13 protein-coding genes are annotated in these 13,538 nt (G+C 70.5%); 1 reads left to right on the forward strand and 12 read right to left on the reverse strand.

Annotated features, from left to right (window positions below; translation table 11 throughout):
* The first annotated feature begins 78 nt into the window (after positions 1-78).
* Positions 79-642, forward strand: coding sequence for a YbhB/YbcL family Raf kinase inhibitor-like protein (locus DMP23_RS44950; protein WP_337824880.1), 564 nt, complete (start codon positions 79-81; stop codon positions 640-642).
* Positions 643-660: 18 nt separating this feature from the next.
* On the opposite strand, the gene DMP23_RS44955 is transcribed toward DMP23_RS44950, so the two are convergent.
* The 12 genes from DMP23_RS44955 to DMP23_RS45010 form a co-directional block, all read right to left on the reverse strand.
* The gene (locus tag DMP23_RS44955; protein WP_337825130.1) at positions 661-1,740 is read right to left on the reverse strand and encodes a zinc-binding dehydrogenase; all 1,080 of its coding nucleotides are present in this window, start codon (positions 1,738-1,740) and stop codon (positions 661-663) included.
* Positions 1,740-2,024, reverse strand: coding sequence for a putative quinol monooxygenase (locus DMP23_RS44960; protein WP_337824881.1), 285 nt, complete (start codon positions 2,022-2,024; stop codon positions 1,740-1,742). The genes DMP23_RS44955 and DMP23_RS44960 overlap by 1 nt, the downstream gene beginning before the upstream one ends.
* Positions 2,021-2,614: a glycerol-3-phosphate responsive antiterminator gene (locus DMP23_RS44965; protein ID WP_134662227.1), complete on the reverse strand. Its 594-nt coding sequence runs from the start codon at positions 2,612-2,614 to the stop codon at positions 2,021-2,023. Before DMP23_RS44965 ends, DMP23_RS44960 begins: the two co-directional genes overlap by 4 nt.
* A 230-nt stretch (positions 2,615-2,844) precedes the next feature.
* Entirely contained in the window at positions 2,845-4,407 is a 1,563-nt protein-coding gene (locus tag DMP23_RS44970; RefSeq protein ID WP_337824882.1) for an FAD-binding oxidoreductase, read from the reverse strand.
* Positions 4,404-6,089: a glycerol-3-phosphate dehydrogenase/oxidase gene (locus DMP23_RS44975; protein WP_037812933.1), complete on the reverse strand. Its 1,686-nt coding sequence runs from the start codon at positions 6,087-6,089 to the stop codon at positions 4,404-4,406. The genes DMP23_RS44970 and DMP23_RS44975 overlap by 4 nt, the downstream gene beginning before the upstream one ends.
* Positions 6,090-6,135: 46 nt before the next feature.
* The gene (locus DMP23_RS44980; RefSeq protein WP_337824883.1) at positions 6,136-7,614 is read right to left on the reverse strand and encodes an FGGY family carbohydrate kinase; all 1,479 of its coding nucleotides are present in this window, start codon (positions 7,612-7,614) and stop codon (positions 6,136-6,138) included.
* On the reverse strand, positions 7,611-9,035 hold the full coding sequence (locus DMP23_RS44985) for an MFS transporter (protein ID WP_337824884.1): 1,425 nt from the start codon (positions 9,033-9,035) through the stop codon (positions 7,611-7,613). Before DMP23_RS44985 ends, DMP23_RS44980 begins: the two co-directional genes overlap by 4 nt.
* A 158-nt stretch (positions 9,036-9,193) precedes the next feature.
* Positions 9,194-9,925: an amino acid ABC transporter ATP-binding protein gene (locus tag DMP23_RS44990; RefSeq protein WP_134662231.1), complete on the reverse strand. Its 732-nt coding sequence runs from the start codon at positions 9,923-9,925 to the stop codon at positions 9,194-9,196.
* Positions 9,925-11,406: an ABC transporter substrate-binding protein/permease gene (locus tag DMP23_RS44995; RefSeq protein ID WP_134662232.1), complete on the reverse strand. Its 1,482-nt coding sequence runs from the start codon at positions 11,404-11,406 to the stop codon at positions 9,925-9,927. Before DMP23_RS44995 ends, DMP23_RS44990 begins: the two co-directional genes overlap by 1 nt.
* A 2-nt stretch (positions 11,407-11,408) precedes the next feature.
* The gene (gene hutG, locus DMP23_RS45000) at positions 11,409-12,344 is read right to left on the reverse strand and encodes a formimidoylglutamase (RefSeq protein ID WP_337824885.1); all 936 of its coding nucleotides are present in this window, start codon (positions 12,342-12,344) and stop codon (positions 11,409-11,411) included.
* Complete coding sequence (locus DMP23_RS45005) at positions 12,341-13,084, reverse strand: IclR family transcriptional regulator (RefSeq protein ID WP_043840082.1); 744 nt, start codon at positions 13,082-13,084, stop codon at positions 12,341-12,343. The genes hutG and DMP23_RS45005 overlap by 4 nt, the downstream gene beginning before the upstream one ends.
* 111 nt (positions 13,085-13,195) lie before the next feature.
* The gene (locus DMP23_RS45010) at positions 13,196-13,426 is read right to left on the reverse strand and encodes a hypothetical protein (RefSeq protein ID WP_337824886.1); all 231 of its coding nucleotides are present in this window, start codon (positions 13,424-13,426) and stop codon (positions 13,196-13,198) included.
* Positions 13,427-13,538: the final 112 nt, after the last annotated feature.

Consider the following 13,538-nt stretch of genomic DNA (forward strand, 5'->3'; position numbering starts at 1 on the left):
GTGCCGGTCCTCGCCGATTGCGGCGCACACTCTTCCCACGAAAGGACAAGAGACCACCAGCCGCCTCGGGAGCTTCCAGTGAGACGCACCAGAATCGTTCTCTTCGCCCTGCTCGTCCTCTGCGCCGCGAGCCCCGCCGCCGCGTCGGCGAGTCCGGGGCGCGCCGCTTTCGCGCTCTCCAGCACCGCCTTCGCCGACGGCGGGATGATTCCCAAGGTCCACGACTGCGCCAGCAGCGGCGACGGCGACCCCGAGAAGAAGGACGAGTCGCCGCCGCTGGCCTGGTCCGGGGCGCCGGAGCAGGCGAAGAGCTACGCGATCGTCATGCACGACCTCGACAACGGCATCATCCACTGGGTCATCTACGACATCCCGGCGACCGTCGCCGAGCTGCCGCAGAACGTCGACCACGCGTACCAGCCCTCGGTTCCTGCCGGGTCACGGCAGGCCTACTACCGCGGCAGCGCGAACTTCTTCGGATACCAGGGGCCGTGCACGACGAACCACACCTACGAGTGGGCCGTGCACGCGCTGAACAAGGAATCGCTCACCGAGCTCGACGCCAACTCGTCCACCCAGGCCGCCGAGACCGCCATCGACGCGGCGACCATCGCGACCGCTTCGCTGCGCGGCAACTCGTAGCGGAGCAGGGGGCGCGGTTCAGAAAGTGATCACCTGACGGACCGCGCCCCCGTCCCGCAGCCGGGCGAACCCGGCGTTGATCTCGTCCAGCGCGATCGAATGCGTCAGCAACGCCTCCACCGGCAGCAATCCCGCCTGGTACAGCGCGATGAACCGGGGCACATCCCGCCGCGGCACGCACGAACCCAGGTAGCTCCCCCGCAGGGTTTTCTCCTCGGCTACCAGGCTTTGCGCGGGCAAGGTCAGTCCGGCGGACGGGTCCGGCAGGCCCACGGTGACGGTCGTCCCGCCGGGCCGGGTCGCGTCGTAAGCTTGGCTCAGCGCGGCGACCACGCCGGTGGTGTCGACGGCGTGATCCACCCCGCCACCGGTCCGCTCGCGGATCTCCGCGACGTCACTCAGCACCGTGGCGCCCAGCGAACGCGCCAGTTCCCGCTTGCTCGCGACCGGATCGATCGCGAGCAGCGTGCTGGCACCCGCGGCCTTCGCGGCGAGCAGCGCGGAGAGGCCGACCCCGCCGAGACCGAACACGGCCACGCTGTCGCCGGGACGCACGTCCGCCGCGTTGAACACCGCTCCGGCGCCGGTCAGCACCGCGCAGCCGAACAATGCCGCGATGTCGAAGGGCAGCGCCTGGTCGATCCGCACCGCCGACCGGTCGGACACGACCACGTGCGAGGCGAACGCCGAAACCCCGAGGTGGTGCAACGGGTTCCCGGCCGGCGACGACCATCGGACGTCCCCGCCGAGCAGCGTGCCCTCGCGGTTGGCCGCCGCGGCCGGACCGCACAGCGCGGGGCGGCCGGCCGTGCACGGGGCGCAGTCGCCGCAGGAGGGCACGAAGGTCAGGACTACGTGTTCGCCGGGCCGGAAGTCGCTGCCCGGCCCCGCTTCGACGACCTCGCCGGCGGCCTCGTGGCCGAGCACCATCGGCACCGGACGCGGCCTCGACCCGTCGATGACCGACAGGTCCGAATGGCACAGCCCGGCCGCGCGCACCCGCACCAGCAGTTCGCCGGGACCGGGCGGGGCCAGCGTCAGCGTCTCGATCTCCAGCGGTTTCCCGACCTCGCGCAGGACCGCGCCGCGGACCTCCATCACGCGCCGACCGGGACGCAGCGGGTGACTTGCCGGTCGGACAGCAGCGGCACGACCTCGCCGAGCACGATCCGGGTGAAGTGCTCCGACGCGCAGTGCGCGGTGAAGTCAGCCTCGCTGTCGTACTCCTCGACGATCACCACGACGCCGTCCTCGATTCCCGTGTGGACGGTGTACCGCAGGCACCCGGGCTCGCGCCGCGACGCCTCCGCCATCGGGCCGAGCAGGTCGACGACCCGGTCCCGTTCCGCGGTCGTATACCGGGCCACCACTACGAAACTCATTCTTCTCCTGTACGCAGCCGGGACCGGGTCAGCGACCACAGCCCCGGATCGGAGGACGCGGCAGCCGCCGCGCCCATCGCCAACGAATGCGCCACCCCGTCGCGGTCGGTGACGAAACCGGCCGCGACGAACGGCGACATGACCTCCCTCGCGGACTCGGACATCCACGGGATGATCGGGGCGGGCATCAGCTCCACCAGGTCGGGCCCGCTGCGCTTGACCGCCTCCAGGCTCCGGTTCAGGTTCGAGCGGTCGGTGACGAACACCTTGTGCATGGTCAGCATCGACAGCGCCCGCGCCCGTTCGATCGGCGCGACCCGGGTGCTGACCACCCCGGCCGCCCCGATCTCCTGGAGGAAGTCCACGCCCGCGCGGTCGGTGGCGAGCCCGGGGCACGAATCGATGTTGACGAACACGAGCTTGTCCCGCCCGGCGAGCGCCGCCACGATCTTCGGCAGCTGCCCGACCGGAACCGACGCCAGGATCCCGACCCGGGACGCCGCGGCCACGAAATCCGGCACCTTCGCGACGCCGACGACCGACGCGCACACCGGGACGTCCTCGAACGCCGCCGTGATCTTCTCGTTCATGGCCTCCACCGTTTCATGCCCGCTGCCGCTCCCCCGTCCCCGCCGCCTCGAAGGTCCGTGAGGGGAACCCTGAAGGAATCTGGTTCCGTGAGGGTGGCCCTCACGGACCGGCGCAGCCCCGCCAGCCGCGGCCGGTCAGCTCGCGGGACCCGCTGGACTCCCGCCGCTGTCCGTGAAGGACTCCTTGAGGGAGTTCCCGCAAGGAGTCCTTCACGGACCTCAAGCCCGGGTCAGCCGGCCGAGTCCAGCGGGTTCGGGCCCAGGTCGGAGGGAAGCCCGAGCTTCCCCGGGTTCAGCAGCCCGGCCGGGTCCAGCGCCCGCTTCACCTCGACGAACGTCCCGAACCCGCTGCCGAGCGCATCCTCCAGATACGGCCCGCGCAGCAGCCCCGACCCGTGGTGGTGGCTCAGCGCCGCCCCGTGCCGTACCAGCACCGCGTTCGCGGCATCCCACGCCGACCGGTACCAGTGCCGCCGCTTCTCCGGCTCCACGTCGCCGCGCAGCGAGAAGTACAGGCAGGCCCCGTCGGTGTAAGCGTGCGACTGGTGCGCCGACGCCGCCAAAGTCCCCGGCACGGCCTGGATCGCGGCTACCACCTCGTCGTAGATCGCCGGGAGCGCGGACCACGCACCGGCCATCTCGAGGGTGTCGGCGACGAAGCCCGGACCCGGGGTGAACCCGTCGGCGGACTTGCCGACCAGCATCCGCTCGTCCAGCCAGCGGTCGAACACCGGCTGACCGTCCAATTCGGACCCCGTCGCGGCGCATTCCTCGGCGCTGACCTGGATCATCGCGTCGACCAGCACCGGGTCGCCCTCGTCGGCGATGAGCAGCAGGTTGGTGTCCGGCTGCCCGAAGTGCGTGCCGCTCTCGTGCTTGTCGTACAGCCGCATCGCGGCCGGGGTCGCGCCGCGCTGCATGATCCGGCGGCAGGCGTCGAGCCCGGCGGCGAAGGTCTCGAAGCCGTACGCGATGGCCTTCGAGTACGTCGGCAGCGGGTGCGTGCGCAGCCGCACCGCGGTGATCACGCCGAGGGTGCCTTCCGAGCCGACGAACAGCTGGCGCAGGTCGGGGCCGGTGGCGGCGCGCGGGTAGTCGCCGAAGCGGGCCAGGGTGCCGTCGGCGAGGACGACGTCGAGGCCGACGACCATGTCCTCGATTTTCCCGTACCGGGTGGACAGCTGGCCCGCGCCGCGGCAGGCCACCCAGCCGCCGACGGTGGAGATCGCGAACGCGGACGGCCAGTGCCCGGTGGTCGCGCCGTGCGTTTCCTGCAGTTCCTTCTCGAACAGGTCGCCGAACATGCCCGCCTGCACTTCGACGATCTGCGATTCGGCGTCGAACGACACGATCTTGTTGAGCCCGCACACATCCAGCACGACCCCGCCGTACACCGGCAGCGCGGCCCCGGTGACGTTGCTGCGGCCCGCCGACACGGTCAGCGGCACCCGGTGCTCGGCGCACAGCCGCACCGCGGCCTGGATCTGCTCGACGGTGCTCACCTCGGCGATCACCGCGTCCGGGGTCGCCGGGGCGCCCGCGGTCTCGCCGATCATCGAGCCCGCCCACCAGTCGCGGGTGCGCAGCACGACCTCGTCGCGTTCGGTGTGCACCGCGTCCGCCAGCTCGCGCAGCGCCTCGGTCAGCGCGGCGGGCACGGCCACCGCGGCGGTCTGCAGCGACGCGTCGCCCTTGCCCGGCTCGGTGCGTCCGCCCCAGCGCGGCGGCGTCGGCGCGCCGACCACGTAGTTGCCCCGGTTGAACGGGTGCGTGACGGTCTGACGGCTGATCATGCGTTGGCTCCCAACAGGTTGTCTCCGAACAGGATCGACTTCTCCCGGGCGACGTCCGCCCGGTACTGCTCCACTTGCGCCGCAACGGTTTCCGGGCTCAGGCCGAGTTCCGCACCGAGCAGTTCGCCGACAAGCGGAGCGGCCTCGACCGACGCGTCCCGCGCGAACAGCCGCAGCCGGGTCCGCCGCGACAGCACGTCGTCCACGGAGCGCGCCATCTCCGAGCGCGCCGCGAACACGACCTCCGCCTTGAGGAACGGCTGCCCCTCGATGAGCGGCTCCCCCAGCGCCGGGTTCTCGTCGACCAGCGCGCTCACGAACCGCGCCTCGGTGCCGTACCGGCCGCCGAGGTGCGCGGCGACGCCACCGGTCGCGGCCGTCGCCTCCGCGTCGTATCCGGCGCCGCCGATCAGCGGCAGGTTCTTGGTGCGGCACTTGGCTTTCCGGCCCAGCAGCCCGAGCGCCTTGTCCACGACCAGCTCGCCCATGTGCCTGCTCGTGGTGAGCTTGCCGCCGGTCACCGTGACCATGCCCGCGGACACGGTGATGTGGTGGTCGCGGCGCATGTCCAGCGTCGCGCCCTCCTTGCCGCCGACAAGCGGACGCAGGCCCGCGTAGCTGCCCAGCACGTCGCTGGCGTCGAGCTTGGTGTCGAAGGCGATCTGGGCGCCTTCGAGGAGGAAGTCCATTTCCTCGCGGGTGCAGTGCACGTCGTCGGTCGAGCCGGTGTAGTCGGTGTCGGTGGTGCCGACCACGACGACGTCGCCCCAGCGCGTGCAGGTGGCCCGCCGCGCGCGGCCCGGGATCGGCACGGTGACGGTGCAGTCGTTGCGGATCTTCGACCACGGCAGCACGATGTGCACGCCCTTGGCCGGACGGACCTGCGGCTGGTGCCCGCTGTCGGCCATGCCCTCGACCCGGTCCGCCCACACGCCGGTCGCGTTGACCACGACACGCGCCCGGATGTCGATCTGCTCGCCGTCGGCCTGCACGGTCGCGCCGGTGACCCGCCCGCCCGCGGTGCGCAATCCGGTCACCTCGGCGCCGTTCACCACCACCGCGCCGAGCCGGGCGGCGCTGCGGACGATCGCCAGCGTCAGCCGTGCGTCGTCAGCGCGGCTGTCGTAATACATCAGGCCGCCCTTGAGGTTCTCCGCGCGCAACGTCGGCGCGTGCGCGAGCACCTCGTCCACGGTCAACCGCTGGTGCAGCTTGCCGATCCGCCAGCCGCCCGCGAGGTCGTAGGTCCACAAGAGACTCTCGAACGCCTTGGCGATGCGGGCGTCGAACACGCCGTCCTTGGCCAGGATCGGGAACAGGAAAGGCAGCCGCTGCACCAGATGCGGGGCGTTGCGGCGGAACCGCTGCCGTTCGAGCAGCGAATGCCGGACCAGGTCGAGGTTGCCCTGCTCGATGTAGCGCAGCCCGCCGTGCACCATTTTGGACGACTTCGACGAGGTGCCGGACGCGAAGTCGTCGCGCTCCACCAGCGCCACTTTGAGACCGCGGGAGGCGGCGTCGAGCGCGGTGTAGGCGCCGGTGACGCCGCCGCCGATCACCAGCACGTCGAACGTGCCGGTTTCGAGGTCGGTCAGCGCGGTGCGGCGGTCCAGCCGCAACGGCGCGGACAGGGTCGCCCTCGCGGCGACGGCGTTCGGCCGTCGGGACGGCAGTGTGAACATGAGCTTGTCTCTCCACTCAACAGTTGAAAGCGTCCACAGAGGACGGTCAGGACAGCGAAGCCGCGAGCACGCTCTGCCAGCGGGCACGCAGTTCGCGCCGTTCGTCCTCGGGCAGCCGAGGCTCGAAGACCTCGCCGTTCCCCAGGTTCGCAACGGCTTCGGCCAACGACGGCCACACGCCGAGCCGGACGCCCGCGAGATACGCGGCGCCCCGCAGGCTGGCGGTCGCCGAATCGGCCACTCGCTCGATCTCGACTCCGGCGAAATCGGCTTGGCTTTGCAGCAGAACGTCGCTGGCGGCCAATCCGCCGCCGGCACGCAGGCGGGTCACCGGCCGGTTCATCGTCGTCCGCAGCGCGTCGACGGTGTCGCTCACCGCGTGCGCGATGCCGTCAAGTACCGCCCTGGCCACCACGTCGCGGGTGGTGGCCAGGCTCAGCCCGGTCAGCAATCCGCGCGCACCGGGTCGCTGCACCGGAGTGCGCAGCCCGGCCAGCGTCGGCACGAACCAGGTCGACGTGCTTCCCGGCTGGGCCGCCGCCAGTTCGCTGATCTCGGCGGCGGACCGGAACAGCCCGAGATCTTCGGTGAGCCACCGCAAGGCGGAACCGGTGGTGGAGGTGTAGGCCTCCAGGCTGAACCGGCTGTGTCCCGCGCTGCGCCAGCCGACGAGGCACAGCACGCCGTCGACCTCGCCGAGCCCGTCCGGCGGTTCGTCCCCGGCCAGCGCGCCGACGAACGTGCCGGTGCCGTGCACGCAGGTGCCCTGGCCCGGGGTCAGCGCGCCGAGCGCGATCAGCGAGGCGTGCTGGTCGCCCATCACCGCGGCGATCGGCACCTCGATGCCGAGCAGACCCGGGTCGGTGCGCCCGAAATCGCCGTCGTCGTCGACCGGCGGCGGAGCCAGCTCGGCCGGGAAACCCAGCGCGGCCAGCCATTCCCGGTCCCACGCGTGTTCGCGCAGCCGGTACCCGCCGAACGCGACGGCGTTGGTTGCCGACATGACATACCTGGTGCGTCCGCTGAGATGCCACACGAGCCAGGTGTCGACCGAACCGAACAGCACGCGGTCGGCGGGCACGTCGAGCTGGTCGAGCTGCCGCGCCGCCCAGAGGAACGGCGCGCGGGTGCCGACCGGGCGGCCGGTCCGCTCCCACAGCACCGGATCCCACTCCGGAGCGAGCTTCGCCAGCTCGTCCGCGTACCGGGTGTCCTGCCACACCACCGCCGGAGCCAGCGGCCGCCCGGTCTCGCGGTCCCACAGGATCGCGGTCGCCCGCTGCGTGCACACCGACATCCCGACGATCTCGACGCCGTTCTCCCCCGCCCACGCGATTGCCTGACGGGCGACGTCGAGGGTGCGCTCCAGCAGTTGCGCCGCGTCCTGCTCCACCCGCGACGGTTCCGGATGGACGACGTCGACGGCGGTGTAGAACGACGGGCCGGACATCCCGTCCTCGCCGACCACCGCTGCCCGCGTGCCGGTCGAACCCTCGTCGACCGCCAGGATTCCGCGCCGCGTCACGCCGTCCTCCCCGGCAGCGAGATCTCCTCGTCGTCCGGGTCGACGCCGCTGCGGGTCGGGTCCCAGCGCACGACCAGGCAGGACACCAGGCCGAGCGCGGGCACCGCGGCGAGCAGCGCGATCGTCGGGCCGAGGCCGATCGCCTCCTTGATCTGCGGGAACACGTACAGCCCGATGACGCTGCCGAAGCTGCCGAGCATGCCGGTCACGCCGGTGCCGAGGGTGCGCACGTCGCTGCGGTAGGACAGCGCCGCGATCGACTTGCCGTTCGCGCCGGGACCGGCGGAATGGAAGAAGATGAACAGGAACGGCAGCAGGAACCCGATCGCGATCGGCAGCTTCCCGAAGCCCAGCCCCATCACCAGCAGGATGGCGAACGCGAAGGCGTAGCCGGCCGCCGAGCTGACCCGCAGCCCGATCTTCCGGCCGAACCACGCCGACAGCGCGCCGCCGACGATCCCGGCGACGTTGAAGACCATCGACCCGAGCGTGGCCGTCTCGAATTCGTTGCCGAAGATCGCGAGGCTGATCACCGGCAGGTACCAGCCGATCGCGAAGTACTGCATCGCCTGGGTCAGCGAAATCGCCGTGGACAGGAAGGTGCGCTGCAGGTACGGCTTCCGGAACAGCACGCCCGCGTGCCGGAACCCGATCTTGCGCTCCTCGGCCGCGGCGTCGGCGCCGCTGTCCGTTCCCGGCTCCACGTCGAAACCGTAGATCCGCCGGAGGCTGCGCGCCGCTTCAGCCAAGCGGCCCTTGGACGCGAGCCAGGACGGGCTTTCGGCGAGGAACGCGATCTGCAGCACCAGCAGCGCGAGCGCGAAGACCCCGGCCGAGCCCACCGACCAGCGCCAGATCTCCACCGAGACGCCGGCTTGGTAGAAAAGCAGCGTCAGCGCGAGGTTCACCGTGGTGGCGACGTACCAGACGGACTGCCACAGGTTCAGCCGTCCGCGCAGCTTCGCCGGGGTGTACTCGGCGAGCAGCGCCATCGCGACCGCGAAGTCGATGCCGTAGGCGACGCCGACCAGCGCGCGACCGGCCCAGACCGCCTCGAAACTGCCGCCGGTCGCGGTGAGCACCGCGCCGAGCCCGGCGATCGCTTTCGCCGCGATCAGCGGTTTGACCCGGCCGATCCGGGCGGCCAGCCAGCCGCCCGCCGGGTTGAACAGGATGGCGACCGCGGGTGCGGTCGCGGTGAGCAGGCCGACCTGGCCCGCGCTGAGCCCCAGTTCCTTGGTCATCGGAGCGAGGCCGGCACCGAGCGCGGCGTTCGAGTAGGCGTCGAGGAACAGCCCGCCCAGGACCAGGTACCACAGCAGGTTCGCCTTGCGCGGCAACTTCGACAACGTGTTGATCAGCGCGGTGACCTGCGAAACATTCGCGATCGATCGCGGCGTTGCGACCGTAGGTGAACTCATGGACCGCCAACTTTCTGCGCTGGCTGTCAGCGATCCCGGCATACAAAAAACAGACACGACGAAGACCGCTGACAGTGGCTCTTCGTCTGTGCCTGTCTGAGAACGCAAGATTAAGCGGCGTGCTCGCGGGCGTCAAGCAGCCCGCGAGCACGCGTCGGTCAGAGCACCTTTTCCAGGAAGGCCTGGGCGCGCGGATTCGCGTTGCCGGCGGAGAAGAACTCGGCAGGCGGCAGGTCGGCGGCGATCTTCCCGCCGTCGACGAAGACCACGCGGTCGGCGACCTTGCGGGCGAACCCCATCTCGTGGGTGACCACGAGCATCGTCATGCCGTCCTTCGCGAGCTCGGACATGATGTCGAGAACGTCCTGCACCACCTCGGGATCCAGCGCCGAGGTCGGTTCGTCGAACAGCATCAGCTTCGGGTCCATCGCGGCCGCGCGCACGATCGCGACGCGCTGTTTCTGCCCGCCGGACAACCGGTTCGGATAAGCGCCGGCACGTTCGAGCATGCCGACGCGTTCCAGCAGAGCGCGCGCCTTCGCCTCGGCCTCCTCTTTGGACCGTTTGAGCACGTTCATCTGCGGCAGCACGACATTGCGCAGCACCGTCATGTTCGGGAACAGGTTGAAGTGCTGGAACACCATGCCCATCCGCGACCGCAGCCGGTCGAGATCGACGCCGCGCCCGGTCAGTTCCTCGCCGTCGAACGAGACGCGGCCCGACGTCGGGGTCTCCAGGAGGTTGAGGCAGCGCAGGAAGGTGGACTTCCCGCCGCCGCTGGGCCCGATCACCGCGACGACCTGGCCGGGTTCGATCGCGAAGTCGATCCCGTCGAGCACCTGGACGTCCCCGTAGGACTTGGCGAGGCCGTGAACTTCCAACAGTGCCATCAGATGTACACCGCCATCTTCTTCTCGAGGGTGCGCGTGGTGCCGCTGATCAGGTTGGTGAGCAGGTAATACAGCAGGCCGATGAACAGGTACACGGTCAGCGCGTCGAAGGTGCGGGAGATGATGGTCTGCCCGACCAGGAACAGCTCGTGGATGGTCACGAAGGACACCAGCGCGGAGTTCTTCGTCAGCGACACGAATTCGTTGCCCAGCGGCGGAAGCATCCGCAGGAACGCCTGCGGGATGATCACGTGCCGCATCGCCGAGACCTGCGACATGCCGCACGACCGCGCCGCTTCCAGCTGTCCGCGGTCGATCGACTGCACGGCCCCGCGGAAGATCTCGGTCACGTACGAGCCGCTGTAGAGCCCGAGCGAGATGATGCCCGCGGTCATCGGCGGGAGCTGCAGGCCGAGCTGCGGCAGTCCGAAGTAGATGAAGAACAGCTGCACCACGAACGGCGTCCCGCGGATCACCGACACGTAGACGTTGCCGATCCACCGGACCGGCGCGATCTTGCTGAGCTTGGCGAATCCGCCGAGCGTGCCGAGCAGCAGGCTCAATGCCAGTGCGAGCAGGATGACCTGGAGGCTGACCAGCAGGCCCTGCCAGAGCTGTCCCGAGGAGTCGACGATGGTGGAGATGTTGAACAGCGAGTGCCCGCCCGACTTCGCAGCGGTGCTTTCCGCGCCGAACCACTTTTCGGTGGACTGCTTGTACGTGCCGTCGTCGCGCATCTGCTTGAGCGCGGTGTTGAACGCGGTCCGCAGTTCGGTGTCGGCCTTCTGGAAGGCGTACCCGTAGTTCTCCTCGGTCAGCCGGTCGCCGACCTGCTTGAGGCCGCCCTGCTGCGCGATGAAGTACTTCCCGGCTGGAGCCCCGGTGACGACCGCGTCCGCCTGGCCCAGCTTCACCGACGAGAACATCTGCTCATTGGTCTGCGCCGTGATCAGCTGCGCGGCGGGCTGGTGCTGGGTGAGCCAGTCGACCGACTTCGTGCCCACCTGGACCGCGACCCGCTTGCCGGCGAGATCCTTGAGCGAGGTGACGGAGTTGTCCTTGTCGGACACGAAAACCGCGAGGCCGCCCGGATAGTAGATGTCCGAGAAGTCGACGGCCTTCTCCCGCGCGGGGCTGATGTAGATCGCCGACGCGCCGACGTCGATCTGGTTCGCCTGCAGCGCCGGGACGATGTTCCCGAACGGCATCTGGACGAAGTCGACCTTCTTGATGCCCGCGCGCTGCGCGAGCGCCCGGACCAGGTCGATGTCGAAACCGAGCTGGCCGCCCTTGGCGTCGGTGAACTCGAACGGCGGGAACGTGGCGTCGGTGCCGACCCGGAGCGCGGTCTGCCCGGACCGCAGCGCGGCGAGCTTCCCGCCCTGCGGCTCGGCCGCGCTCGCCGCGCTCACGGGCAGGAACGCGAGCAGGCAGGCCAGCAGCACGGCGCCGAGCCGCGGCCAGATTCGCTGAGGGGGCATGGTCACTGTCCTTCCGGGACCGGACGGCTCGTCACGAGCGTGTGCGCGAGACGGGCCGCGATCCGGGCTGTGCGGTGGTCGACGTCGTAGACGGGGTTCAGTTCGGTGAGGTCGGCGAGGGCGAGCTTCGGGTCGCTCGCGACCAGCCGGCACACCTCGAGGACGACCGCGGCGGGTACGCCGAGGGTCGCGGGAGCGCTGACGCCCGGCGCCTGCGCGGCGGGGAGCACGTCGAGGTCGATCGACAGGTACAGCGCGTCGACGTCCGCGACGAAGGCCCGGACGAAGTCGAGAACTCTTTCCAGATGACGTTCCTGGCAGTCGACGTCCAGGAGGTGGCGGACGTTCAGCCCGGCGGCCGTCTCGAACAACGCGGCGGTGTTGCCGGGTTCGCTGATTCCGACCACGGCGTAGGCGAATTCCGCGCCGCGTTCGGCTTCCGCGGCGGCGATCTGCCGGAACGGGGTGCCCGAGGACGCCCGGTCGGCCGTCCGCAGGTCGAAATGCGCGTCGAGGTTGAGGATGCCGAGGCGGCGGCCGTCCAGCCGGCCGCTGCGGGCGAGGCCGAGGTAGGAGCCGTACGCCGTCTCGTGGCCGCCGCCGAGCACCAGCGGGAAGTTTCCGTCGCTGAGCTGCTTCGCGACCAGCTCGCCGAGGTTTCCCTGCCCCGCCTCCAGCTCGTCGCCTTCGACGACGACGTCCCCCGCGTCGCCGAGCACGAACTCCGGCCGGATCGCGAACGACGCCAGCGCCTGCCGGATCGCTTCCGGTCCGCCTCGTGCTCCCGGCCGTCCGCCGTTGCGCCGGACCCCGGCGTCGCTGGCGAACCCGATCAGCGAAACCCCGGGGCCGCTGGAGAATTCGTTGACGGCGTGGTGCCAGCGGCGGTGTTCCGGACCGCTGCCGTCCTCGCGTCCGGTCCACTTCCTGGTGCTCACACGTGCTCCTGCAATCGGCTGATGTCCTGCGCGGCGGCGTGGGTGAGCGTCACGAGGGAATCGCGGCGCGGACGCACGCGGAAATCCGGGGCCATCGTGCTCACCGCGCCGACGAGCTTGCGGTGCCGGTCCAGCACCGGCACGCTCACGCCCCACACCCCCGGGTCGACCTGGCCGACGCTCTCCGCGAAGCCCTGGTCCCGGACCCGGCGCAGCTCCGTTTCGAGCTTCGCGACCTGCTCCCCGCTCAGCCCGTGCGCCTTCGCCGAATTCGCGACCCGGTCCTCCGGCAGGTGCGCCAGCAACGCCTGCGCGCTCGCCCCGAAGACGAGCGGCTTGCTCAGCCCCGGCGAGAAACTGCACCGGATGACGCGGGTCCCCTCGGCCGCTTCGACGCAGAGCACGTCGTTGTCGCGCGCGATGAGGAACGCGGCGAGCTCGTCGGTGTCCGCGGCGAGCTGCCGGAGCCGCCGCTTGACGCCGCCCTGGCCGAGCGCCTCGCGGCGGTAGTTCTCGGCCATCTGGACGGTGAGCGAGCCCGCGCAGTACCGGCCGCGGGTGCGCGACTGGTGCACGAGGCCCGTCTCGACGAACGTCGTCAGGTAGCGGTACACGGCACTGGACGGGATCCCGGTGCCGACGGAGATCTCCTCCGCCGTGGCGCTCTCCCGCTCGGCGAACACCGCCAGGATCCGCGCCGCCCTGGTCCCGGCTCTCCGGTTGGCATCCGCGCTTGTCATGGCGGGCACGCTACGTCGCGGACGGGCGGGTTCCTAGCCGCTTTTCCCAGTTAATGGGAAGTTTATTCCCGGTGATTGGCTGTGTGCGGAGCGTCCGGAGCCCGCGGCTGCTCAGGGGGAGTGTTCTCCGCTGGGCGGGCACGTCGGATCCCGATAGCCCGGGCCGGTGATCCTGCTGCGGAGATCCGTGTTGTCGCTGACTTTCCGGGCCTCGGGGAACTGGGCGCGGAGCTGCTCGGCGATGCCTTCGGTGTCGGTCTGGTCCTTCGGCACCACGGTCACCGAAGCGGGCAGGACGTCGGCTGACGTCAGCTCGAGCAGCTCCGGCTCGTTCGCGAACATCTTCCGGAACCTCACGTAGCTGTGACGACCAGCACGACCGCTGCGGTCGCCAGCCGGTATCGGCGATCCGTGCGCGGTGCGGCGGAGTCCTGGTCGCTCATCGTGTTTCCTT

The organism is Amycolatopsis sp. A1MSW2902 (assembly GCF_017312175.1).
Classification (GTDB): domain Bacteria; phylum Actinomycetota; class Actinomycetes; order Mycobacteriales; family Pseudonocardiaceae; genus Amycolatopsis; species Amycolatopsis nivea.